Source organism: Pseudomonas sp. C7.1 (assembly GCF_056312395.1).
In genome coordinates, this window is sequence record NZ_JBWDTL010000003.1 from 2,378,606 (window position 1) to 2,399,687 (window position 21,082).

General features: G+C 61.0%; 26 protein-coding genes. 11 read left to right on the forward strand and 15 right to left on the reverse strand.

Annotation, left to right across the window (positions count from 1 at the left end):
- Nucleotides 1-101: 101 nt before the first annotated feature.
- From AC0T4W_RS14635 to AC0T4W_RS14650, 4 genes are all read left to right on the forward strand, one after another.
- Nucleotides 102-422, forward strand: a complete 321-nt coding sequence (locus AC0T4W_RS14635) for a hypothetical protein (RefSeq protein WP_476320065.1) — start codon at nt 102-104, stop codon at nt 420-422.
- Nucleotides 423-799: 377 nt separating this feature from the next.
- Nucleotides 800-1,357: a Smr/MutS family protein gene (locus tag AC0T4W_RS14640; protein ID WP_476320067.1), complete on the forward strand. Its 558-nt coding sequence runs from the start codon at nt 800-802 to the stop codon at nt 1,355-1,357.
- Between the two features lie 86 nt (nt 1,358-1,443).
- Nucleotides 1,444-1,992 carry a GTP cyclohydrolase I FolE gene (gene folE / locus AC0T4W_RS14645; RefSeq protein WP_476320070.1) on the forward strand — a complete coding sequence of 183 codons (549 nt, stop codon included), beginning with the start codon at nt 1,444-1,446 and terminating at the stop codon, nt 1,990-1,992.
- 408 nt (nt 1,993-2,400) lie between these two features.
- Nucleotides 2,401-3,996 (forward strand): malate:quinone oxidoreductase, encoded by a 1,596-nt coding sequence (locus AC0T4W_RS14650; RefSeq protein ID WP_476320073.1) that lies wholly within the window; start codon nt 2,401-2,403, stop codon nt 3,994-3,996.
- Nucleotides 3,997-4,147: 151 nt separating this feature from the next.
- Here the strand turns inward: AC0T4W_RS14650 and AC0T4W_RS14655 are convergent, their stop codons facing one another.
- From AC0T4W_RS14655 to AC0T4W_RS14665, 3 genes are all read right to left on the reverse strand, one after another.
- Nucleotides 4,148-4,441: a type II toxin-antitoxin system RelE/ParE family toxin gene (locus tag AC0T4W_RS14655; RefSeq protein ID WP_476320076.1), complete on the reverse strand. Its 294-nt coding sequence runs from the start codon at nt 4,439-4,441 to the stop codon at nt 4,148-4,150.
- Nucleotides 4,429-4,701 (reverse strand): CopG family ribbon-helix-helix protein, encoded by a 273-nt coding sequence (locus tag AC0T4W_RS14660; RefSeq protein WP_476320079.1) that lies wholly within the window; start codon nt 4,699-4,701, stop codon nt 4,429-4,431. Before AC0T4W_RS14660 ends, AC0T4W_RS14655 begins: the two co-directional genes overlap by 13 nt.
- Before the next feature lie 194 nt (nt 4,702-4,895).
- Nucleotides 4,896-5,132 carry a DUF3820 family protein gene (locus AC0T4W_RS14665; protein ID WP_476320081.1) on the reverse strand — a complete coding sequence of 79 codons (237 nt, stop codon included), beginning with the start codon at nt 5,130-5,132 and terminating at the stop codon, nt 4,896-4,898.
- Nucleotides 5,133-5,266: 134 nt separating this feature from the next.
- Here AC0T4W_RS14665 and AC0T4W_RS14670 point away from each other — a divergent pair, with 134 nt between their 5' ends.
- Nucleotides 5,267-5,638, forward strand: a complete 372-nt coding sequence (locus tag AC0T4W_RS14670) for a glutaredoxin family protein (RefSeq protein WP_476320083.1) — start codon at nt 5,267-5,269, stop codon at nt 5,636-5,638.
- 36 nt (nt 5,639-5,674) lie between these two features.
- On the opposite strand, the gene AC0T4W_RS14675 is transcribed toward AC0T4W_RS14670, so the two are convergent.
- The 5 genes from AC0T4W_RS14675 to AC0T4W_RS14695 all read right to left on the reverse strand — a co-directional run bounded on the left by AC0T4W_RS14675 (nt 5,675) and on the right by AC0T4W_RS14695 (nt 9,982).
- Complete coding sequence (locus AC0T4W_RS14675; protein WP_476320085.1) at nt 5,675-5,992, reverse strand: copper-binding protein; 318 nt, start codon at nt 5,990-5,992, stop codon at nt 5,675-5,677.
- A 320-nt stretch (nt 5,993-6,312) separates the two neighbouring features.
- On the reverse strand, nt 6,313-7,725 hold the full coding sequence (locus AC0T4W_RS14680; RefSeq protein WP_476320087.1) for a multicopper oxidase family protein: 1,413 nt from the start codon (nt 7,723-7,725) through the stop codon (nt 6,313-6,315).
- Between the two features lie 16 nt (nt 7,726-7,741).
- Nucleotides 7,742-9,154 (reverse strand): TolC family protein, encoded by a 1,413-nt coding sequence (locus AC0T4W_RS14685; protein ID WP_476320089.1) that lies wholly within the window; start codon nt 9,152-9,154, stop codon nt 7,742-7,744.
- Nucleotides 9,141-9,488: a hypothetical protein gene (locus tag AC0T4W_RS14690; RefSeq protein WP_476320091.1), complete on the reverse strand. Its 348-nt coding sequence runs from the start codon at nt 9,486-9,488 to the stop codon at nt 9,141-9,143. Before AC0T4W_RS14690 ends, AC0T4W_RS14685 begins: the two co-directional genes overlap by 14 nt.
- Nucleotides 9,489-9,610: 122 nt before the next feature.
- Nucleotides 9,611-9,982, reverse strand: a complete 372-nt coding sequence (locus AC0T4W_RS14695) for a hypothetical protein (RefSeq protein WP_476320093.1) — start codon at nt 9,980-9,982, stop codon at nt 9,611-9,613.
- A 150-nt stretch (nt 9,983-10,132) separates the two neighbouring features.
- Between AC0T4W_RS14695 and AC0T4W_RS14700 the strand changes: the two genes are divergently transcribed.
- Together AC0T4W_RS14700 and AC0T4W_RS14705 are read left to right on the forward strand one after the other, a co-directional pair.
- A complete protein-coding gene (locus tag AC0T4W_RS14700; protein WP_476320095.1) occupies nt 10,133-10,534 on the forward strand; it encodes a hypothetical protein in 402 nt (133 codons plus the stop codon).
- A 238-nt stretch (nt 10,535-10,772) separates the two neighbouring features.
- Nucleotides 10,773-11,237: a hypothetical protein gene (locus tag AC0T4W_RS14705; protein ID WP_476320097.1), complete on the forward strand. Its 465-nt coding sequence runs from the start codon at nt 10,773-10,775 to the stop codon at nt 11,235-11,237.
- Here the strand turns inward: AC0T4W_RS14705 and AC0T4W_RS14710 are convergent.
- Nucleotides 11,179-11,925, reverse strand: a complete 747-nt coding sequence (locus AC0T4W_RS14710; protein ID WP_476320099.1) for a class I SAM-dependent DNA methyltransferase — start codon at nt 11,923-11,925, stop codon at nt 11,179-11,181. The two genes, AC0T4W_RS14705 and AC0T4W_RS14710, sit on opposite strands and share 59 nt — an antisense overlap.
- 195 nt (nt 11,926-12,120) lie before the next feature.
- Here AC0T4W_RS14710 and AC0T4W_RS14715 point away from each other — a divergent pair, with 195 nt between their 5' ends.
- On the forward strand, nt 12,121-12,807 hold the full coding sequence (locus AC0T4W_RS14715; RefSeq protein WP_476320102.1) for a GNAT family N-acetyltransferase: 687 nt from the start codon (nt 12,121-12,123) through the stop codon (nt 12,805-12,807).
- Nucleotides 12,808-12,836: 29 nt separating this feature from the next.
- Nucleotides 12,837-13,238, forward strand: coding sequence for an NUDIX hydrolase (locus AC0T4W_RS14720; RefSeq protein WP_476320104.1), 402 nt, complete (start codon nt 12,837-12,839; stop codon nt 13,236-13,238).
- 203 nt (nt 13,239-13,441) lie between these two features.
- On the opposite strand, the gene AC0T4W_RS14725 is transcribed toward AC0T4W_RS14720, so the two are convergent.
- From AC0T4W_RS14725 to AC0T4W_RS14745, 5 genes are all read right to left on the reverse strand, one after another.
- Entirely contained in the window at nt 13,442-14,293 is an 852-nt protein-coding gene (locus AC0T4W_RS14725; protein WP_476320106.1) for a CAP domain-containing protein, read from the reverse strand.
- Between the two features lie 125 nt (nt 14,294-14,418).
- Entirely contained in the window at nt 14,419-14,889 is a 471-nt protein-coding gene (locus AC0T4W_RS14730) for a hypothetical protein (RefSeq protein ID WP_476320108.1), read from the reverse strand.
- Between the two features lie 245 nt (nt 14,890-15,134).
- Entirely contained in the window at nt 15,135-15,548 is a 414-nt protein-coding gene (locus AC0T4W_RS14735) for an HPF/RaiA family ribosome-associated protein (RefSeq protein ID WP_476320110.1), read from the reverse strand.
- A gap of 284 nt (nt 15,549-15,832) precedes the next feature.
- The gene (locus AC0T4W_RS14740; protein ID WP_476320112.1) at nt 15,833-16,594 is read right to left on the reverse strand and encodes an ABC transporter permease; all 762 of its coding nucleotides are present in this window, start codon (nt 16,592-16,594) and stop codon (nt 15,833-15,835) included.
- Nucleotides 16,591-17,520, reverse strand: coding sequence for an ABC transporter ATP-binding protein (locus tag AC0T4W_RS14745; protein ID WP_476320114.1), 930 nt, complete (start codon nt 17,518-17,520; stop codon nt 16,591-16,593). Before AC0T4W_RS14745 ends, AC0T4W_RS14740 begins: the two co-directional genes overlap by 4 nt.
- Before the next feature lie 160 nt (nt 17,521-17,680).
- Between AC0T4W_RS14745 and AC0T4W_RS14750 the strand changes: the two genes are divergently transcribed.
- Nucleotides 17,681-17,980 carry an I78 family peptidase inhibitor gene (locus tag AC0T4W_RS14750; RefSeq protein WP_476320116.1) on the forward strand — a complete coding sequence of 100 codons (300 nt, stop codon included), beginning with the start codon at nt 17,681-17,683 and terminating at the stop codon, nt 17,978-17,980.
- A gap of 41 nt (nt 17,981-18,021) precedes the next feature.
- Here AC0T4W_RS14750 and AC0T4W_RS14755 read toward each other — a convergent pair whose 3' ends face one another.
- The gene (locus AC0T4W_RS14755; protein WP_476320119.1) at nt 18,022-19,848 is read right to left on the reverse strand and encodes a long-chain-acyl-CoA synthetase; all 1,827 of its coding nucleotides are present in this window, start codon (nt 19,846-19,848) and stop codon (nt 18,022-18,024) included.
- A 157-nt stretch (nt 19,849-20,005) separates the two neighbouring features.
- Here AC0T4W_RS14755 and AC0T4W_RS14760 point away from each other — a divergent pair, with 157 nt between their 5' ends.
- Entirely contained in the window at nt 20,006-21,073 is a 1,068-nt protein-coding gene (locus AC0T4W_RS14760) for an AraC family transcriptional regulator (RefSeq protein WP_476320121.1), read from the forward strand.
- Nucleotides 21,074-21,082 lie beyond the last annotated feature (9 nt).

The following is a 21,082-nucleotide window of genomic DNA, read 5'->3' on the forward strand; positions in this document are numbered from 1 at the left end:
TCGCAACGTGCGCAAGGGCTGCACGCCACAGTTGAACCACGCCAGCACACGTCGGTCATAGCGCCGATAGCCACCGAGGAAATTGGCATGAGGAAATCGGAATGAAACACGCCGATGGTTTTGATGCACGCCGCCTGCGGCCACACAATACCGGCAACTGGCGTCTGCGCCTGGGGGCTGGCCTGGCAGCGCTGTTTGCCACATTCGGCGTACTGTTGAGCATGGCCGGTACCGCTACGCTGCTCGGCCAGCCTGTCGCACTCGGCCCGCTGAACGAATCGCCTAGCGCGGCCAGCGTATTTATCGTCATTGGCCTGCTGTTACTGGTCGCTGGCGTGATGCTCTGGCGCCGCTGTCGGCGCCGCCTGCGCCGCCCCAGCGACCTGAGCATGGCGCCACACCTGATGAAAAAGCGCGACTGAGTGCCAAGTAGCTTGGGTACACTAGCGGCCTTCGCGGAGGCCTAGGGTCTGTTACCGTTTTGTCGCGAGCCGCGTTGCAGCGCAAAATCTCGCCAGGCTAGGCGGAGGACGCAGGTAATGGTCGCTCCCTTGCCAAGTCCTCCAACACCGCATGGCGAGATTTTTCGCGCAACCCGAAGGGCCGGGCCTGTTTTAGCGCGATACTGCGTTTCTCGACACTCATTTGGAACAACCACAAAAACGCAGGGAGCGTTTTTGCGCGTCAGCCCCGAAGGGGTGAAGCACATGGATGTGCTGAACAAACTTCGCGTCTCGTGCCTTGCCTCGCGCTAAAACAGGCTCCGGCGCGGCCGCGAACAAAACGGTAACAGACCCTAATGCAAGACGACGATTTTTCTCTTTTTAAAGCCGAATTGCGCGGCGTCAAGCCGATCAAGCATGACCGCGCCGACACCGGCAAGCCGAAACCCAACCGTGCCCAGCTGGCCACCCTGCGCCAGGCCGCCACGGCGCGCGTGGACAGTATCAAGGTCGACGGCCTGTCCGATCAGTTCGTGATCGATGTCGGTGCCGAAGACCCGTTGTACTGGGCTGCCAACGGTGTGCAGGAAGGCCAGATGCGCAAGCTCAAGCTGGGGCAGATCAGCTTCGAAGGCAGCCTCGACCTGCACGGCATGACGGTGGAAAAAGCCCGCGACACCCTGTGGGAATTTATCGCCGAGGCCAACAAGCTGGAGGTCCGTTGCGTGCGCATCACCCATGGCAAAGCCGTGCGCATGGACGGCCGTAAGCCAATGATCAAAAGCCACGTCAATACCTGGCTACGCCAGCATCCGCAGGTACTTGGTTTTACCTCCTGCCTGGCCAAGCACGGCGGCACCGGCGCGGTGTACGTGATGCTCAAGCGCACCATGATGGATGGCCGCGACGAATAAGCCCCTGTGGCTAGCGGGCTGCGCACTTGCCAGCCCGACCCTCTCGGCCTAACCTGCGCCCTTTAGAAAGACCTACGAGATTGTCCATGTCCCTGGAACAGAACTACACCGCGATCCTTGGCCAACTTGGCGAAGACGTCTCCCGCGAAGGCCTGCTCGACACGCCCAAGCGCGCCGCCAAAGCCATGCAGTACCTGTGCAAGGGCTACCAGCAGACGCTCGAAGAGGTCACCAATGGCGCGCTGTTCAGCTCCGACGCCAGCGAAATGGTGCTGGTGAAGAACATCGAGCTGTATTCGCTGTGCGAACACCACTTGCTGCCCTTTATCGGCAAGGCCCATGTCGCCTATATCCCCAATGGCAAGGTGCTCGGCCTGTCGAAGGTCGCGCGCATCGTCGATATGTATGCACGCCGCCTGCAGATTCAGGAAAACCTCAGCCGGCAGATCGCCGAAGCCATCCAGCAGGTCACCGGTGCCCTCGGGGTTGCGGTGGTGATCGAAGCCCAGCACATGTGCATGATGATGCGCGGCGTGGAGAAGCAAAACTCCTCCATGGTCACCTCGGTGATGCTTGGCGAGTTCCGCGAAAACGCCGCTACGCGCAGCGAGTTCCTTAGCCTGGTCAATAACTGATCAAGCCCCTGCGACACCAGAAACCGGCCTAGCGCCGGTTTTTTTCTGTTTGCAGCCTGGCGAGATTCCGCCAAAAGCCGCAAAGAATCCGCCAGGAGATGGCGAGATCACGCCACCGAGAACCGCCCAGACATCCAGTACAACTGCGGCAGCGCGCCGCAGTCCAACGCTTTGCAGTGGCGGGCATGTTTCTTGCGATATGCCTGACAACGGCAGTCGCTCCACGCCTTGCAACGCTTGCGCAGTGCTTCGCCACCTGTGCCCTGAGCCACTGCCGTTACGCACACGACGCCCTGTACACCTGCCCCGCGCCTGTCGTCCGCCGACGGGCACGTTGGCTATTGCACACGCCTGACCCCGTGTCACCCAGGTCGTCATTTTGACTTCACCGATAAGATAGTTGGTTTAATGAAAAAGCTCCTGTTGATTCTGCTGTGCCTGAGCGTGATCGGCTGCGCCAAGCACCCCGAGCCGGAAAAATCCGTGGATGTTCTGCTGATTGGCGGCGGCATCATGAGTGCCAGCCTGGGCACCTACCTCAACGAGCTAGAGCCCGGCTGGAGCATCGATATCTACGAACGCCTCGACCGCGTCGCCGATGAAAGCTCCAACGCCTGGAACAACGCCGGCACCGGCCACTCGGCCTTCTGCGAGCTGAACTACACCCCGCAGCTGGCTGACGGCAGCATCGATATCAGCAAAGCGGTGGCGATCAACGAATCCTTCGAGATTTCCAAACAGTTCTGGGCCTATCAGGTTGAGCGCAAGGTGCTGAACAACCCGCCTTCGTTTATCAACAACGTGCCGCACATGAGCTTTGTTTGGGGTGACGACAACGTCGAGTTCCTCAAGAAGCGCCACGCCGCCCTGCAAGCCAGCTCGCTGTTCCGTGGCATGGAATATTCAGAAGACTCGGCGCAGATCAAGCAGTGGGTGCCGCTGATAATGCAAGACCGCGAGCCTGGGCAGAAGCTCGCCGCGACCCGCGTATCGATTGGTACCGACGTCAACTTCGGTGAAATCACCCGCCAGCTGTTCGGCTCGCTAAGCCAACAGGACAACGTCAGCCTCAACCTGCAGCATGAAGTGCGCGGCATCGAGCGCAACGCCGACAATACCTGGAACGTGCGGGTGGCCGACCTGGCCAATGGCGGCGCAGAGAAAACCATCAACGCCAAGTTCGTATTTATCGGTGCCGGCGGCGCCGCGCTCAAGCTGCTGCAGATGTCCGGCATCAATGAAGGCGAAGGCTATGCCGGCTTCCCGGTTGGCGGCTCGTTCCTGGCCACCAGCAACCCGGAACTCGTCGCCCAACATCAGGCCAAGGTATACGGCAAAGCCTCGGTCGGTTCGCCGCCGATGTCCGTGCCGCACCTGGATACCCGCGTGATTGATGGCAAGAAGGTGTTGCTGTTCGGACCATTTGCCACCTTCTCCACCAAGTTCCTGAAGAACGGCTCGCTGCTCGATATGTTCAGCGCCCTGACCACCGACAACATCCTGCCGATGGCCCACGCTGGCATCGATAACTTCTCGCTCAGCACCTACCTGATGGGCCAGCTGATGCTCAGCCAGGAAGATCGCATGGCTTCGCTGCGCGAGTACTTCCCCAATGCCAAGTCAGAAGATTGGGAGCTGATCCAGGCCGGCCAGCGCGTGCAGATCATCAAGAAAGACGCCGAACATGGCGGCATCCTGCAGTTCGGCACCGAAGTGGTCAGCGCCGCCGATGGCAGCCTCGCCGCCCTGCTTGGCGCATCGCCAGGTGCCTCGACGGCCGCGCCGATCATGCTTTCGGTGCTGGAGAAAACCTTCAAGGACAAAATGCAGAGCCCTGAGTGGCAAACCAGGCTGAAAGAAATCATCCCGTCTTACGGCCAAAAGCTGAACGACGACCTGGCGCTGACCAATCAGACCCGCGCCTGGAGCAGCGAACGCCTACAACTGGAGTTCGTTGAAGTGCCACCGCTGGCCCTCACCCCAGAGGTCAGCCAGGCACAGTAAAGCGCCTGCAGGCAATGCAGATTGCCAGAAGCACTTTCTACCGTCGCCTAACAGCGAAACACCCTGCAGCCATGGATGGCACGCAACAAAGAACCGGCCACTTGTGAGCCAACCTATCGGCGGCATCATCCGCCCCGGCAGAAAGCAACTTTCAGTAGCCGGCTTCTTTTTGATGCCGAAAAGCCAATACATAGACAGCATCACCCGTAGGCTCATGCCGATAGAGCGCAACATATCCGGAATCACCAAACTCGATGACCAGCTCACGCAGCTCCGGTAGATCTGGGAGTGGGCGACCTACTTCTGGACCTTCTTCCAGTCGAGCGAATTGTCGCTCAATCGCCTGGGCTGCTCGCCGCGCTATCTGCGGACCCTTCTCGACAAGAAACTGACGACAGCGCTCCAGTCCTTGGGCAGCACCTTCGGTAATAATCAATCGTGGCACTTGGGGAGCACCACCTCAGCCTCGGTGCCCCAGGTGTTGAGCCAGGCACGGGTCTCTTGACCGGTCAGATGCCGCCCCGTTTCTTGATACGCAGCCCACGACGCCAAGGCTTCCTGCTTAAATCCCTCGCGGACTTCTTCGCGCTCAACGTACTGCGCTATCGCTTCGCGCATAATCCAGTGCGACGAACGTTGACGCAGACCCGCCAGATGTTGAATGCGACGTTTCAACTCGTCATCAATCTTGATAGAAGTGGCCATAATCGGACCCTCGTTATCTAAAGGTATTACCTCTAGATAAAGTATCAGCCGTCCGACTTATCTGTCCATGCATCCAAGGATGCGGATAATTGTTGCACGCAGTTTTCGTAGGGAGGGTTAGCCGCATGTCGCGATTGCCAGGGATCACACCATTCGGAACGCGGCGCAACTCACCCCATTGCCTGGTGTTTGGCCTACTGCCCCTTGAACGGCACCCTTGGCTTGGTCCGTAGCGGGTCGAGCAGGTCAGACAGGCCGTTGTGGTCAATCTCCTGCATCAGCGCCAGCAAACGGCCGATCTCACCTTGGGGAAAGCCTTCGCGGGCAAACCAGTTGAGGTAATTACCCGGCAGATCGGCGAGCAAACGGCCCTTGTGTTTGCCGAAAGGCATCTCACGGGTTACCAGCAACAGCAGGTCTTCGGGTTTCATCGCAGGCTCGGCAGGGTTCGGCAATCGAGCGCGGATTATGCCGTTGGGCGCAGAGCCAGACCAGCGCCGACGCCAAGTTGGGGAAACTCGGGTAAGCTGCGTGCCCCTGTTTATCGACCCAAGGTTTGCCCCGCATGATTATCAAGGCACTGCGCATCGGCCTCGGCCAGTTGATCATCTTCCTCGACTGGATCAGCCGCCCGGCCAAACTTAAACGCACCCCAGCAGCTCAGGCTGCGGTCGAGCAAAGCGCCGCGGGCCTCGCGCTGTACCAGTTCCACGCCTGCCCGTTCTGCGTCAAAACCCGCCGCACCCTGCACAAGCTCAATGTGCCAGTGGCCCTGCGCGACGCGAAGAACGACGCCCAGGCGCGCAGCGAGCTGGAGCAACAAGGCGGCAAGATCAAGGTGCCGTGCCTGCGCATCGAAGAAAACGGCCAAAGCACCTGGCTGTATGAGTCCAAGGCAATCATCGCCTATCTCGACGAGCGCTTCGCTGCAGCCTGATCGGGCAATCGGGGCCGCAGCGCGGCCCCTTTTTCGCTATTGCGCGGCTTTCAAGTCGTTCACGACAAACTGACTGCCCTGCTGCTGCGCCACAAAACTCACCTTGTCACCGACCTTGAGCCCTTCAAGCTGGGCGGCGTTTTGCACCTTGAACACCATGGTCATCGGCGGCATGCCCAGATTGGCCAGCGGGCCGTGGCGCAGGGTGATTTTCTGGTTAGCCGTATCAATCTTGCGTACCTCGCCCTGGCTTGTGGCTGCAGCGCTGCTGGCCGGCGCGGCGCTGTGCTGGTCAGCCATTACGGGGCCGGCCAGCAGGCTGGTCAGGGCGATAACACTCAGTAACGTCTTCAATGGTTAATCCTCTTGCTTGGTTATGGGGTGTAGGAGATCCCCCGTCGCGCAGCAAACTGGAGGCAGCTGCATCTTTCGGCTTGTAGGTACCTGTAGGAGCGGGCCATGCCCGCGATGCGTTTCGCGGGCATGGCCCGCTCCTACAGGTCTTTGTGCGGTTTTAATTTATCTATATAAAACAATGAGTTATTTTTTTTGATAAGAGCGACTGGGCGACACTCCGCCGCACCAGCGGTTCGCACCCATGGCGTGCGCCTGCAGGTTTGCGACAGTGAAAGCCCGTTGTGGCACTCGTGTCGCATCAACGATCAAATATCGGTTCAATGGCCAGCATGGCCGCTAGGTTTACGCACCTGCACCTCAACCGGCTCGCTGATTGGCTGTTTAAGCGGCATGGACTGCCCGCCCACCTCGCTTGAGCGCGCCGGTTTGGCCAGCTCGCCTTGCCACTCGTAGGCCACAGTGCCGGCCGGGTGCTTAAACCAACCCGGGTCACGGTAATCACCCGCCGGCTGGTCCTTGCGCACCTTGAGCACGGTAAACATGCCGCCCATTTCCACCGAGCCGAAGGGACCGTCGCCGGTCATCATCGGCGCGGTGTTATCCGGCAGCGGCATCTGCATTTCCGCCATATCGGCCATGCCGCGTTCGCCCATCACCATGTAATCGGGGATCAGCTTGGCGATCTTGCGGGTCATATCGCGGTGGTCGACGCCAATCAGGGTCGGCACGTCATGGCCCATGGCGTTCATGGTGTGGTGGCTCTTGTGGCAGTGGAAGGCCCAGTCGCCCTCCTCGTCGGCGAGGAACTCGACCTGGCGCATCTGCCCCACGGCGATATCGGTGGTCACCTCCGGCCAGCGCGAACCTATTGGCGTCGGTCCGCCATCGGTACCAGTCACCTCGAACTCGTGACCATGCAGGTGGATCGGGTGATTGGTCATGGTCAGGTTGCCGACGCGCAGGCGCACGCGATCATCCTTACGCACCACCAGCGGGTCGATGCCGGGGAAGATGCGGCTGTTAAAGGTCCACAGGTTGAAGTCGAGCATGGTCATGATCTTCGGCGTGGCCGCACCCGGATCGATATCGTAGGCGTTAAGCAGGAAACAAAAATCGCGATCCACCTCGCTGATCAACGGATGATGCGCCTTGGGATGGGTGACCCAGAAACCCATCATGCCCATGGCCATCTGGGTCATCTCGTCGGCATGGGGGTGGTACATAAAGGTGCCGGGACGGCGCGCGACGAACTCGTAGACGAAGGTTTTGCCCACCGGAATCGCCGGCTGAGTCAGGCCGGAGACGCCGTCCATGCCATTGGGCAGGCGCTGGCCGTGCCAGTGGATGCTGGTGTGCTCGGGCAGCTTGTTGGTGACGAAGATGCGCACCCGGTCGCCCTCCACCACCTCGATGGTCGGCCCCGGCGACTGGCCGTTATAACCCCACAGATGGGCCTTGTAGCCCGGTGCCAGCTCGCGCACCACAGGTTCTGCGACCAGGTGGAACTCCTTTACGCCGTTGTTCATGCGCCACGGCAATGTCCAGCCATTGAGGGTGACCACCGGGTTATACGGTCGGCCGTTCTGCGGTTGCAGTGGCGGCTGAGTATCGGCGCTGCCCTGGGACACCACCTCCGGTACGCCGGCCTGGGACACCCGGCTGACCGCCGAAGTCACTACGACAGCGCCGATGGCGCTGGCACCGAGAAAGAAATCACGTCGTGAAACCATGGGAAGTTGTCCTTGATCAGTGCCCGGCGGGCTCGTCGGTGGCGGCCATAGCCGGTGTGCTCGATGACAGGCTGGGCGCGCCCAGCAGGGCCATATCCAGATCGGCCTTGGCGATCCAGAAATCGCGTTGCGCCTGCAGATAGCCGTCAACGGCAAGGATTTGTTTGCGTGCATCGGCCAGCAGCTCGAAGGTGCTGATAAACATGCCGTTGTACTGCAGGACATTTTCCTCAGCGATACGCGCGCGCAGCGGCAACACCTCGTCACGGTAATGCCGGGCAATGTCATGGCTGGCCTGGTAACCCAGGTAGGCCTCGCGCACCTGGGAGCGGGCATTGATCGCAGTTTCGGCTGCGCGGTTGAGCATCTGCCGGTACTGCGCCTCGGCCTTGGCCACCTTGGCCCCGCTCCAGTCGAACAGCGGCAGTTCGACGCTTATCTCGTAGCCGCGCTGAGTCGGTTCCTCATTGGAACGGTTATTCACCACCCCCAGTTCCAGCACATTGATAAAGCGCGTGGCCTTGCTCAGCCCCAGGTTCTTGGCCAGGCGCTCGGCGTCCAGGCGCACGGCCTGGATATCCAGACGCTGGGCCATAGCCAGACGCTCGACATCCGGCAACTGATCGGCCGTGGCCGGTAGCTCAGGCAGGCGCTCGGGTAAGCGGAAGTCGAGCTGCGCGCCCCACAGGCCAAGCAGGCGGGTCAGTTGCTCGCGGCTCTGCACCCGCGCCTGCTCGGCGCGGATCAGGTTAAGCCCGGCATCGGCGTAGAAGCTCTGCTCCTGAGCCCGTTGCAAGGTGCTGTAGTTGCCCACTGCCGCCAGCCGCCGGGCCAGCTCAGCCGCGACCTCGGCCGCCTGCATAACCTGCTGCATATAAGCCAGGCTCTCCTGCGCCGCCACCGCACGGTACCAGGCCTTGCGGGTCTGGCTGGCCAGTTCGAACACCGCCAGGCTGGTCTGCCGCTGCACCTGCTCGAAACGCTTGGCCTCCATGCCGGAGGTCAGCGGCATGGCGATCAAGCGCGCCAGATTGATATGCAGGCCGCGCTCGTACTCCACCTCGCTGCCCTTCTCCAACCGGCCGAAGGAAAAGCCAGGATTAGGGATACGCCCGGCCTGCACCCGTTCGGCCTCACTGATATCCAACTGGTCGAAGCTCGCTTGCAGGCCGGGGTTATTCAGCAGCGCCACCTGTACGGCGGCATCCACCATCAGCGGTTCGGCCAGCAACTCGGTGACCCGCTCGGCTACCTGACTGCGCTGCTCGGAGGTTTTCACCCAGGTGAGCTGCTTGTCCAGTTGTTGGCCGGCCTGCTCGATCTGAGTAAAACCGCCATCCTGGCTAAAGCTGGCGCAACCACTGAGTAGCACCACCACTGCGCAAAGACCGGCGCGCTTCGCACTTCCACCTTGCTTAGTGATGGTCATGGTGCTGCTCCATTGGCTTGGCCGACGGTATGACAATCGGCTCGGTGGGCTGCGGCACCGGGGCTTCCTGGCTATAAGGCTGCTGGGCATACGGTTCTTGGGCATAGGTGCGCCAGACTCCGATACGGCCGACCAGGTCATTGGCCTCGCGCCAGTCCTGCAGCGGTTGCTCGCTAAAGCCCTGGTAGGCCTTGAGCGGCGATTGATAGCGCACAGCCAGCGTGGCGGCCTGGGCATCCAGTGGGTCGGGCAACTCGGCCCAGGCGCTGACCGGCAGCGCCAACAGAACCAGACAGGCGAGAGCCCGCCGGCGGGTAAAGGGAAAACGCTTCATCGAATAGTCTCGCGTGCAGCGGCGCTGCCTGCATTTCGCAGGCAAACACCGACCAATAGCTAAATACGCGTCAAGCGAGCCTGGGCAGCAACTGCGCCAGGTGCGTCAACGCACGGTTTGGCTTAGGCGAGAAACAGGCGTGGGGGTCTTTCGGGGGTTTCGGCGATAAAGCCGACAAACTGATCCAGTCGCGCCAGGGATAGCTCGACCGCTTGCAGTGGCGGATTGCTGGCAACCACAGTGCTCAGGGCCACCGCGCCGACACAAAAAGCGCAGAGGCTGCACAGGCTGTTATCGGCGGAGGTCGCATTTGGGGAATTGTCACTGGCGTGATGTTCGCCATGGGCAGAGGCATCAGTCGCCTGAGCCATCAGCATCGCGCCGGGATGATGCGCCGCCATCTGCGAATCAACCTGAGCCATCGCGCTCTGCTGGGTTACCGCGCATAACTGCATGCTGATGGCCGCCATGCTCTGCGCCGGGAGGGCGAGCATTAGCATCCAGATCAGGGCGGTACGCAGCGTTTTACCCATGGCGCGATTTAGTCTTCAGCACGGTCGATGGACGGATTATCCACCCGATAGGCCATTTGTCCACACCCGAGCATGGGCAAATGCCCCCGTAGCTGGCTATGATCGGTGCCCATGACCAATACCCTGCCATTGCGTCAACCCTGCCCACCCGGTGCCTGCGATTGCAGGCGCGAGCAGCTGTTGCAGCAAGCAAACAGCGATGTACGCATCCTATTGCTCACCCGTACCGAGGAAAAGCGCCTGCTAGAGCGCCTGGAAAACCTTGAAAGTCTGGCGGACCTGGAAAAGCTACAACGGCGCATCTACGAGCAACTCGGCGTGCGCGTAGCCATCGCCCCAGGCTTTAATGAGGTGCGCAGCATGCGCGGTATCAAAATCGATATCGACGAACTCCCCGGCCTCTGCCGCAAAACTCGCCAGGCCATCCCCACCTCCATCCGTCGCGGCCTGGAGAAACGCCCGGAAATCGCTTACGACCTGCTTAACGCCCATGACCTGTTTCGGGATATCTGAGGGGCTGGGGGACGGTGGGTATGTGACAGAGTCAGCAGGTGTGCGCCAATGCGCTGCTCAGCCTCGCTCAACGTGGCAAGGGCTTTAGAGCAAAGCCATGGGTATCGCACAGCTCAACCCATCCGGATCAAACCCGCAACACTCGCGGTATGAGCGCTAAAACATCTATATGCTCAGGCTATTTTTCTTGTCGTCTTTACCCACTTCGTGACCAATCACCCCGGAAGCGCCCACGCTGGTGCACAGCACCCCGCCGCACAACAAAATTACCAGCCACAACGCCCACCAGCGCGCCGCTGCCACAGCTATTTTGGCACCGCTGCGCGATGGACCTCTGCCGAGGGTGACGGGGCACGTTTACGCGAAGATGAGCGACGCCGGTAAAGCACTGGTTAAGCAAGTGGGCGTTAGCGGGATTAATGTCATCAAAGACGGCAAACCGCTGCTGGCACACAACCCGCATAACACCTTGGTGTACAGCATGACCCCGCTGACCGCCGAGTTGAACGCTGGGCTCGACAGATTGGTTGCCAAGCTGAATCAGGCGCAACCAGCGGATATTGAAACGACCTTCAACGATGTTTCCACCGCTCAGTTAGAGTTCGCCGGTAACGTTGTCCGCGAACTCTCATGCATGGGGACGATCAACCGATCTTTACGCAGGCAAAAATGGCATTCCCGGATACCCCATCCCACGCAATGAGCTTCTGGTAATCATGCTCAAACACATGCACATCAAAGTACGGCTGCAACAGCGCCTGCAGCTCAACAAAACTCACCGCCACCATCGGATGCTCGTCGTGCCACACCTGGGTTTCATCGGCGGTGGTCTTTTCAATGCGTAGCCGCAACACCTGCTGCTCGCCCTCGCCGGCATAATGCCAGCCGGAACTGAAGGTGAACTGGCCGTCAGCGTATTGGGCGCTGTGCGCGGCAAATAGGCTGTTGTCGATCTTGCCCTTGTCGACCACGTTAAAGCAGAACAAACCATCGACTGCGAGCGCCGCATGCACGCTGGCGATGCAGGCTTTTAGCCGCTCGATACCGCCGCTGTAATGAATGGAATAGAGAAAGCAGGTGATCAGGTCCTGTCGCTCGCTCACGGTAAGACTGCACATATCCTGCAATGCGAAGTGCGCTTGCGGGCAGCGAATCGCGGCCTTGTCCAACATCGGCTGATTAATATCCAGGCCGCTGCTGATATAGCCGGCATCGATAAAATGGCGCACATGCGGTCCCGTCCCACAGGCCAGATCGAGGTGACGGAGGCCGGCGTTGCCGAACAGCTGCTGCAGCCGATGAATGCAGTGGCTTTGCGCCTGGTAGTCGATATCGGCGCACATAAGATCGTAATAATCAGAAAGGTCGGTGTAGAGGGCATTAACGGACATAGTGACCTGATGACTGGCAAGCAGCTTTTGCGGGCGCGCATCATAGCCCAAGCCTGGCCAGGCCCGTGTAGATCCTACCGGCCGGACGTGGCGCAACAATCAACCCAGCAGCCCATGCAAACGCACCAAGCCGAGAGCGTTACAATGCCGCCCACACCGACGCCTCAATCGCGCACGCCCGGAGCCAGACTGACGATGTTCACCCTTGCACACCTGAACACCCCGCCTCCCGAGTCGCTGAAAAGCCAGGTTCTGCAGATGGTGGTGGACTACCTCAGCGACATCAGCCCGGTGTCACTGACGCCCAGCAACCCCCTTTATCAGCTGTACCAGTACGTGATTGGCTACGAGATACACCTGTACCTGCAGGCTATGGACAGCGCCCTGGATACCAGCGCGCAGCTGATTCTGGCCCTGGACGATCTCGACCCGGCCCAGGTACTAGGGTTTGCCCTGTATCTGCCGACCAAAGATGACCCCGAGGCCTGCAGCCTGGCCTATATGGCCGTACAGGCCAGCCAACGCCGGCGCGGGATAGCCCGGGCCATGCTGCAGAAGATGATCACCCAGCACCCGCATGCCGAACTGGCCTGTGTTGCCAGCAAAGTGCCGACCTTCGAGGCCATGGGATTTCAAGTGCTGACGGCGCGTGGGCCGCAGGTGCTGATGAATACCCACAGTCACAGCTCGAACGGCATGCTGGCTGTGCAGGATCTGACGCCGATTTTCCGCTCCACGGAAGTTCGGCAAATTCACGCCTACCTGGTGAAGCAGCACGGCAAGAAGGCCATGAGCGAGGCGGAGAAACAGCGCGACCGCCTGCTCGACCAGATGGCCCAGCACGCACAGGCGCTGGTCCGTGAACGCCTTACCGTGCATTGAAACCCGCCCCACACCCAAGCGAAGAGCCCATGACCACCCTGACCATTTCCGCCGCCTGCCTGATCGACGACGCCGGCCGCCTGCTGCTGGTACGCAAACGCCACACCCAGGCCTTTATGCTGCCCGGCGGCAAGGCCGAGCCCGGTGAGGATGCCATCACCGCCCTGACCCGCGAGCTGGCAGAAGAACTCAACCTCAGCCTGCCAGCCAACGCATTGCGCCCGCTCGGCCAGTTCCACGCGGCGGCGGCCAACGAGGCCAACACCTGGATCGACGCCAGCGTGTTCCAGGCCCACCTGCCGCACAGCGTCAGCGCCGCCGCTGAACTGGAGGAACTGCGCTGGCTCGCACAGGACGAAGTGCCACCAGCAAATTTGGCGCCGTTGCTGCGCGAGCATGTGCTGCCGTTGCTATGGCCCGCAGTTCAATAACCTCAAGGCGGATATTATCGAGACCGATATCGCCCGCCACGAGCAGAATCTTACGTAGGTGCTGCCACGCCGCCTCCTGCCAGGCGGAAAACCATCTGCAGTGCCCGAAGTTTCAGCAGTTGATAAGCCTGGCTGCGCGCACCACGGCCAGAACCAGGGGCCGCCCGCCGATCAAATAACGGATTAAATCGGCATTACCACCCTTACGGCGCGCCAAACAGCGCCGTCCAGTAAATCCCCGCATCGCTCTTCGGATCGTTGGCGTAGGCGGCGCCCAGCTCGCTGAACTGCGGGTTCATCAGGTTGGCGCAGTGGCTGGGGCTGGCCAGCCAGCCGTCTATGACTTTGCGGGTGTTATCCAGGCCGGCGGCGATGTTTTCACCGACGAGCTGGCCGCTGTAGCCGGCCAATTCCGCACGGTCGCCGGGGGTACGGCCATCAGGGTCCTGATGATCGAAGAAATTGCCATTGGCCATGGCCCGGCTGTGGGCTTCAGCGGTGCTGCCCAGGGTGGCATTCCATACCAGCGGTGCGGCGGCGGCAAAGGACTGGCCGCCACATTGGCGCGCGGTGCCGCGTGCGACGTTGAGTTGTTCGAGCAGTTTCTGCCCTTCCGCTTGCCAATCGCCCAGTCGCGCAGCTAGCAGCGGCCGGGCCAGCAGGATGCGCCACTCACGGTCCTGCTGATTAACGCCAATATCGACAAACTGTGGGTCCAATACAATCTTGCAGAAGCTCTCCTGTAGCACCTTCAGCGCGGCCACCGCATCACGCGGGCCGGACAGGCTGATAGCCTGCACGTTGACCATCGGATAGCCCGCCGCGCTCATGGCCTGCTGCAAATCCCCCGAGCGCCCCACCGGCTGCACCAGGCGCGGATCGACCGTCAGCGGCGGCAACTCGGCGGAGGCCTGATCGCCACAACGCTGTACTTCGCTACGGTAGCTGTTGATCAACCCGACCAGCTGCGCATCCTCGGCGGCCTGCGCACCCGCAGCGCAAGACAGCGCCAACCCCAGAGCGGCGAACGCCCGAATAAACCCTTTGCTAGCCATAAATCCCCTCGACCTGAGCATGCCTATGCGGCATACCCACAACTGTTGTCGGGTGATCTTGGCGCACCTCGCGCGCTGAAACCAGCCCAATGCAAGCAGTGTGCGCAGAGCTCAGACGTAAGGGCTTAAACGTAAATGCTGACGCCGCCTCTCGCCTGCAACCAATCGCGGTAAGTGGTCAGCGAGTCGGTCTGCTGATCACCGTTATAGCCAACAAAGCTGTCGGTCTTGCCCAGGCCGGCGTCGACCAACTTGTTGATCTGCGCCAGCAGCTTGGCGGCGTCTTCGCGGTCCAGTTCGGCGACATCCGGCAGGGTAATTTTCGAGTTATCGCTGGCCTGTTCGGCGACCGGGCGGAAGCGATCACTGGCAATGGCATTATTGGCACCGCTGCTTTCGGCCTGCATCGCGCGCAGCAGGCCGCCACGGCTGTTAGCCACCATGCCGCTGGCAAAACGGCGGATTTCTGCAAGTGGGTCTGTGGCGGCACTCGGTTTATCTGTGCTGTTGTCACTGCCTGTAGCCCCAGTGGTGCTGGGCTTGGCGGTGTTGGCAAAGTAGCTCGCCAGCGGCGAGTTGTTGGAAATACTGGTCATAGCGAATCCCTGCATAGGTCAGCTGGCAGGCATTTCTGCAGAATATGGGCCAACCATCTACAGCCCAGTAAAGCCGGGCTTCTCGTCCATTCAGCCTTGAGCGAAGGGGATGTGCGTTGCCGCGACAGGCGGGCATTTGCCGCTATGGGCAAGCTCTGAAACGACAGCGCCCCCGCAGAAACCTGCGGGGGCGCGAGCAAGGAATTGATGGGCAACCAGCCTGGCCGGCTACCCGTGATATTTAGTTAAACGGCGCGCAGCTGCTCCTCGGCGAGGAAGTCCTCCTCCAGCAATGCGTCTTGGCCGGGAATATCGCTCGCTTCGTTAGCGTGCAGTGGCGTGGCGCGCTTGCTGCGCAGCTTGCCGAATTGATGCTCAAGGGCGTGATGCAGTTTTTCGATGGAGCCGTCGATGGCCTGCTCCAATGACTCGGCCTTGTGGGTAACAGAAATAGGCTGCAGGCCTTTTGGCCGTGCTTCGATCTGGCAGCGTTTGTCGTGCGCGCCGGCTTTGGCGCCGTTGTCGTCATGCAGATGGACAACGATGCGGGTCAATTCATCATCAAAGCGCTCCAGCTTGCTGGCAACACTGGCACTCACCCACTCAACCAGACGAGCACTGCCTTCGATGTGGTTATCGCTGTGAACTTGGATTTGCATAAAGCTTTCCTTCTTCAGCTGTTCGCGAAAGCGTCGCCTACCAAGGCGACAACTCCAGACTACGCCACTAAGCCCCCCTTTAGGCAAGCCCTAAGACGTTGGTTTTAGCCACAAATGTGCAACGCAAGCGCATCAATCACGCTCCACCCCTTGTGCCCCGTGAGTTACACGACAAGGGCTGCAAATCGAACAAAATCTTTCCACTCTCCATGTCGCCCGGCATGGCTGCACAAGCCTCCTGCCGCGCAGCCTGAATCGGTTCAATTTGACGCATCAAGTGCGCCTCAGCTTTTCAGCCGATAACCGGTCTTGAAGATAAAACCCACGGCCAAAATGCACAGCAGCAGAAAGCCGAAAATCATCGCCAGGCTGAGGCCGACATTGACGTCGGAGACGCCGTAGAAGCTCCAGCGAAATGCGCTGATCAGGTACACCACCGGGTTGAACAGGGTCACCGTTTGCCAGGCCGGTGGCAGCATGCTGATTGAGTAGAACGCGCCGCCGAGGAAAGTCAGCGGCGTGACGATCAGTGCCGGCACCACCTGCAGTTTCTCCCAGCCATCGGCCCAGACGCCGATGATAAAACCGAACAGGCTGAAGGTCAGCGCGGTCAGCACCAGAAACGCCAGCATCCACAGCGGGTGGAGAATCTCGAAATCGACAAACAGCCGCGCCGTGACCAGGATCACCAGGCCGAGGATGATCGACTTGGTGGCCGCCGCGCCGACATAGCCGATCAGGATTTCCAGGTAGGACACCGGCGCCGACAGCAGCTCGTAGATGCTCCCCGAATACTTGGGCATATAGATGCCGAACGAGGCGTTGGAAATGCTCTCGGTCAGCAGCGCCAGCATGATCAGCCCCGGCACGATAAACGCGCCGTAACTGACGCCCTGCACCTGGGTCATGCTCGAACCGATGGCCGAACCGAACACCACGAAATACAGCGAAGTGCTGATCACCGGGGTGGCGATGCTCTGCAACAAGGTGCGCCAGGTGCGCGCCAGTTCGAACAGGTAGATGGCCTTGATGGCATGGACATTCATGCGCGTGACTCCTTGACCAAAGACACAAAGATTTCCTCCAGCGAACTCTGGCTGGACTGCAAATCCTTGAAGTCGATGCCGTACTGGGCCAGGTCCTTGAGCAATTCGGCGATGCCGGTGTGCTCGCTCTGCGCGTCAAAGGTGTACACCAGGGCGTGGCCCTCATCCACCAGTTCCAGGCGGTGGCGATTAAGCTCCGCCGGAATGCTCGCCAGGGGCTGCTGCAAATGCAGGGTTAGCTGTTTCTTGCCGAGTTTGTGCATCAGCGCCTGCTTGTCTTCCACCAGAATGATCCGGCCCTTGCTGATCACCCCGATGCGGTCGGCCATTTCCTCGGCCTCCTCGATATAGTGGGTGGTGAGGATGATGGTCACCCCGCGCTCGTGCAGACGCCGCACCATGTTCCACATATCGCGGCGCAGCTCGACGTCGACGCCGGCGGTGGGCTCGTCGAGAAACAGAATCTGCGGCTCGTGGCTCAGCGCCTTGGCGATCATCACCCGGCGCTTCATGCCGCCGGACAGCTCGAAAATCTTCGCGTCGCGCTTGTCCCACAGCGACAAGTCCTTAAGCAGCTGCTCCAAGTAGGCCGGATTGGGTTTCTTGCCGAACAGGCCGCGACTGAATTTCACCGTCGCCCAGACGGTCTCGAACACATCGCTGACCAGCTCCTGGGGCACTAGGCCGATCTGCGAGCGCGAGGCGCGGTAGTCCTGGATGATGTCCTTGCCGCCCACCAGCACCCGCCCGCCACCTGGGTTGACGATGCCGCAGATAATACTGATCAGGGTGGTCTTGCCCGCGCCGTTGGGCCCGAGCAGGGCAAAAATCTCGCCCTGGCGAATGTCCAGATTGATGTCCTGCAGCGCCGGATGGCCGCTGGCGTAGGTCTTGCTCAGCTGTTGAATCGAGATCACCGCTTGCACAGAACCTCCTGCTCTGGGGAAAAGCGCAATTGTAGGGAAGTTGCCCGGGCTTGCGGAAATGCTGATGCAGCAACCTGGCTGATTTTCCAGACCAACGTTGAGCTACAGCGCTTGCGGCTGCTAGGCTGGGGCAGGTTTTATGCAGACAAGGAAATAGACCATGGCTCTTCGTCACCACCTCGCCAGCCTCAGCCTGCTGGCCCTGCTGGCAGGTTGCAGCTCGCAGCCACCGGCTCAGCAAGCCGCTGATATCAGCGGAGACTGTAGTGTCGAGCAGGTGCACGGCGTGCTTGGCAAAACCGCCAGCGCCGAGCTGGTCGAGCAGATCCAGCAGCAAGCCAACGCCAAAACCCTGCGCGTCCTCGCCCCCGGCGACGCCGCCACCATGGACTACAACCCGCAGCGCCTGAATATCGATATCGATGAGAGCGAAGTGATTATCCGCCTGACCTGCGGTTGAGCGCCCCTGACACGCGAAAACGCGTGCCAGGTTGTTAGGCCTTAGTAACGGTAGCTACCGGCGGCGATAGCCGCTTGCAGCTCGCGGGTCAGCGGTACGTAGCGGTCAGCACCGGGCAGCCAGGCGTACAGCGGGTCACTGCATCGGTCGAGGTCATAGGCCTGCTCCTTCAACGGGGCTTTCTTGTGCTTGAAGGTACCGGTAGTTTCCATTTCTGCACTCAAGCGCAAGAACAGCGGCACGGCATATGCCGGCAGTTCCTGGCGCAGGTGCGTAAGCAGGGCCTGGAAATCAAAATCCTCTGGCGTACAGGCCAGGCGAATGCAGGCCATGCCGGCGCGGCCATTGGTGTTGGCCACTTCGACGCCATAGACCACGGTCTCACTGACATCGGCAACGCCATCCAGCACAGCCTCGACCTGGGTGGTGGAAACGTTCTCGCCCTTCCAGCGGAAGGTGTCACCCAGGCGGTCAACAAACTGGGCGTGGCGAAAGCCCATGTCGCGCATCAGGTCGCCGGTGTTGAACCAGGCGTCGCCCAGCTCGAATACATCGCGCAGGATGCAGCGCTCGGTGTCGCGGGCGCTGGTGTAACCATGGAACGGCGACTTGTCGGTGATCTTGCCCAATAGCAGACCCGTCTCGCCCTTGGTCACCCGCTGCAGGTGGCCGTTCTCGCGCAGCGGTGCCTCGCGCTCCGGGTCATAACGGACGATGGCGAAGGGATAGGGCGAGAAGCCCACGGTGTTGTCCAGATTAAGCAGGTTGGTAAAGCCGACATTGCCCTCGCTGGAGGCATACAACTCGACCACCCGCTCGACCGCAAAGCGCTGCTTGAACGCCTGCCAGATACTCGGACGCAGGCCATTGCCGACCATCACGCGGATCGGGTTATCCGCATCGCTGGGACGCGATGGCTGGTCGAGTAGGTAACGGCACAGCTCACCGACATAGCCGAAGGCGGTCGCTTGATGCCGCTCCACCTCATCCCAGAAACGGCTGGCGCTGAACTTGCGCACCATGATCAGCGCTGCCTGGCCGGCCAGTACCGAACCCCAGCACACCACCATGGCGGTGCCGTGATAGAACGGCAGACTGACATACATACGATCCTCGCGGCCCAGGCGTACGGCGGCGAAACCGAAGGCCCCATAGCCCTTCATAAAGCGCCCGTGATTGAACACCACGGCTTTCGGCAGGCCGGTGGTACCGGAGGTGTAAATATAAAAACAGGGATCGTCGGCGCGCACTGCGCGTTCCAGCAACGGCGCATCGACGGGGTAATCATGCAGCACGGCAGCCGGGTGCGGCCAACCGGCCGGTGCCTCGCCCGGATCGCGCCAAGTCGGGCGGTCGGCAAAGTAGTGGCAGGCATCGGCGGGCAGCGCTACCTCGGCGGCGACTTCGCTGAAGGCGTCCAGCAGCTCCTCACCCACCAGCACCATACGCGGCGCTGCCAGGCTGATGCTGTGGGCCAGCACCCGGCCGCGCTGGCTGCTGTTGATCAGCGCGCTGACCGCACCGAGCTTGGCACAGGCGACGACTCCGGCAAGCAACTCGAAGCGGTTCTCGAACATCAGCGCCACGCTGTCGCCCTGGCGCAGGCCCTGAGCACGCAGGTAGTGCGCCAGCTGGTTGGCCCAGCGATCGAACTCGGCGTAACTGAGCTGCTCGTCGCCCTGAATCAAGGCCACGCCATTTGGGTTGTTGCGCGCAGCGGCCTCGATACAACTGGCCAGGCTGACGGGGTAAGCGCCACGGCTGCGGTTGCCAATATGCAGCCCCTTGACGATAGCGGGCAGGGCCACAAGCAGACGGGGCAAGCGAGACAGCAAGCGGGGCAAGGTGATCAGGTCGGCATGACTCATGGTGCAGTACTCCAGGCGGTGCGTGGCACTCGATGTTGTTTGCCGGTCAATCTAGTCCCTCGCTGCGGTGCGTTTAATAGCCAGAAGTTGCAGCGCACTGGCAATTTGTCTCACCGGCAGCGCACAATCGAGGGACCTGGTTGGAAAAGGACGCCCCATGCCACTGACCCACACACCTAGCGCGACCGCTTCACAGTTACTCGATCTGTACCTGTCACTGCAGGAGTTCGGCCTGATCGGGCCGGATGACCTGCAGGAACTGGGCGTCGAGCTGGAGCAGTTGAACAATCTGGAGATGCGCGTACCGGTGCGCTGGGCCTTGCACCTCTGGCAGCGCGCGGCCAGCCGTGGTGCGCGTGCGGAAATCGGCCTGCTGGTCGGCCAGCAGCGCGGCCTGCACACCCGTGGGCCGGTTGCCCATTTGGCCGCGCAGAGCGCCACGCTGGGTGAGGCCATCGAACTGTTTCGCCGCTATATCCCGGTGATGAGCGAAGGCGAGAACCTGCGCGTTGAAGCATTTGCCGGGCGGGTGCGCATCCATTTTCTGTTCAATGCACCGCTGCTCGGCCACGCCGTAGTCAGCGAGCACAGCCTCAGTTCCGCGCTGTGCTGGGCGCGTCAACTCACGGGGGTGCGAGTGATGCCGCAGGCCGTGGGCTTTCGTCATGCACCACTGGCAACACCTGCGATCTATCGGCAGGTGTTCGGGGTGCCGCCACGCTTTACCGAGACCTTCGATTACCTCGACCTGCTGGAGAGCGACCTACAGCTACCGGTACTGGGGGCCAATACCTATCTCAAGGACCTGATGCAGCAACGGGTAAGCGCCATGCAGGCTCAGTTGCCGACACAGCACAGCACCCGCCTGCAGGTGTTGCAGTTGATCGAGCAAAACCTGCTCAGCGGTGATCTGTCGGCAGACGGTGTAGCGCGGCACCTGGCCATCAGCCGGCAAACCCTGCACCGCCACCTGCGTGAAGAAGGCTGCTGCTTCTCTGAACTGTTGGCCCACGTTCGCCGCCAACATGCGCTGCAACGTTTGCAGCAGCCCGGCTGCCGGGTCGAGGCGCTCAGCCGCGAACTGGGCTTCAGCGAGCCGAGTGCCTTCTACAAAGCCTTCAAGGGCTGGTTTGGCCTGTCGCCGAAAGCCTACCAACAACAGGCTGCTGACGAGTCGACAGATTTAACTAAGCCAGGCAGACCGGGCATACTGGCGCACCTGTAAACCAGTCGG

What these genes read in the sequence shown, in the direction of transcription:
- AC0T4W_RS14710 (WP_476320099.1), bottom strand. Translation starts at nt 11,925, where the DNA reads ATGTCCGTTAATGCCCTCTACACCGACCTTTCTGATTATTACGATCTT.
- AC0T4W_RS14725 (WP_476320106.1), bottom strand. Translation starts at nt 14,293, where the DNA reads ATGGCTAGCAAAGGGTTTATTCGGGCGTTCGCCGCTCTGGGGTTGGCG.
- folE (WP_476320070.1), top strand. Translation starts at nt 1,444, where the DNA reads ATGTCCCTGGAACAGAACTACACCGCGATCCTTGGCCAACTTGGCGAA.
- AC0T4W_RS14740 (WP_476320112.1), bottom strand. Translation starts at nt 16,594, where the DNA reads ATGAATGTCCATGCCATCAAGGCCATCTACCTGTTCGAACTGGCGCGC.
- AC0T4W_RS14730 (WP_476320108.1), bottom strand. Translation starts at nt 14,889, where the DNA reads ATGACCAGTATTTCCAACAACTCGCCGCTGGCGAGCTACTTTGCCAAC.
- AC0T4W_RS14635 (WP_476320065.1), top strand. Translation starts at nt 102, where the DNA reads ATGAAACACGCCGATGGTTTTGATGCACGCCGCCTGCGGCCACACAAT.
- AC0T4W_RS14695 (WP_476320093.1), bottom strand. Translation starts at nt 9,982, where the DNA reads ATGCTCGCCCTCCCGGCGCAGAGCATGGCGGCCATCAGCATGCAGTTA.
- AC0T4W_RS14750 (WP_476320116.1), top strand. Translation starts at nt 17,681, where the DNA reads ATGGCTCTTCGTCACCACCTCGCCAGCCTCAGCCTGCTGGCCCTGCTG.
- AC0T4W_RS14660 (WP_476320079.1), bottom strand. Translation starts at nt 4,701, where the DNA reads ATGGCCACTTCTATCAAGATTGATGACGAGTTGAAACGTCGCATTCAA.
- AC0T4W_RS14640 (WP_476320067.1), top strand. Translation starts at nt 800, where the DNA reads ATGCAAGACGACGATTTTTCTCTTTTTAAAGCCGAATTGCGCGGCGTC.
- AC0T4W_RS14680 (WP_476320087.1), bottom strand. Translation starts at nt 7,725, where the DNA reads ATGGTTTCACGACGTGATTTCTTTCTCGGTGCCAGCGCCATCGGCGCT.
- AC0T4W_RS14665 (WP_476320081.1), bottom strand. Translation starts at nt 5,132, where the DNA reads ATGAAACCCGAAGACCTGCTGTTGCTGGTAACCCGTGAGATGCCTTTC.
- AC0T4W_RS14685 (WP_476320089.1), bottom strand. Translation starts at nt 9,154, where the DNA reads ATGACCATCACTAAGCAAGGTGGAAGTGCGAAGCGCGCCGGTCTTTGC.
- AC0T4W_RS14700 (WP_476320095.1), top strand. Translation starts at nt 10,133, where the DNA reads ATGACCAATACCCTGCCATTGCGTCAACCCTGCCCACCCGGTGCCTGC.
- AC0T4W_RS14735 (WP_476320110.1), bottom strand. Translation starts at nt 15,548, where the DNA reads ATGCAAATCCAAGTTCACAGCGATAACCACATCGAAGGCAGTGCTCGT.
- AC0T4W_RS14715 (WP_476320102.1), top strand. Translation starts at nt 12,121, where the DNA reads ATGTTCACCCTTGCACACCTGAACACCCCGCCTCCCGAGTCGCTGAAA.
- AC0T4W_RS14650 (WP_476320073.1), top strand. Translation starts at nt 2,401, where the DNA reads ATGAAAAAGCTCCTGTTGATTCTGCTGTGCCTGAGCGTGATCGGCTGC.
- AC0T4W_RS14755 (WP_476320119.1), bottom strand. Translation starts at nt 19,848, where the DNA reads ATGAGTCATGCCGACCTGATCACCTTGCCCCGCTTGCTGTCTCGCTTG.
- AC0T4W_RS14670 (WP_476320083.1), top strand. Translation starts at nt 5,267, where the DNA reads ATGATTATCAAGGCACTGCGCATCGGCCTCGGCCAGTTGATCATCTTC.
- AC0T4W_RS14690 (WP_476320091.1), bottom strand. Translation starts at nt 9,488, where the DNA reads ATGAAGCGTTTTCCCTTTACCCGCCGGCGGGCTCTCGCCTGTCTGGTT.
- AC0T4W_RS14720 (WP_476320104.1), top strand. Translation starts at nt 12,837, where the DNA reads ATGACCACCCTGACCATTTCCGCCGCCTGCCTGATCGACGACGCCGGC.
- AC0T4W_RS14760 (WP_476320121.1), top strand. Translation starts at nt 20,006, where the DNA reads ATGCCACTGACCCACACACCTAGCGCGACCGCTTCACAGTTACTCGAT.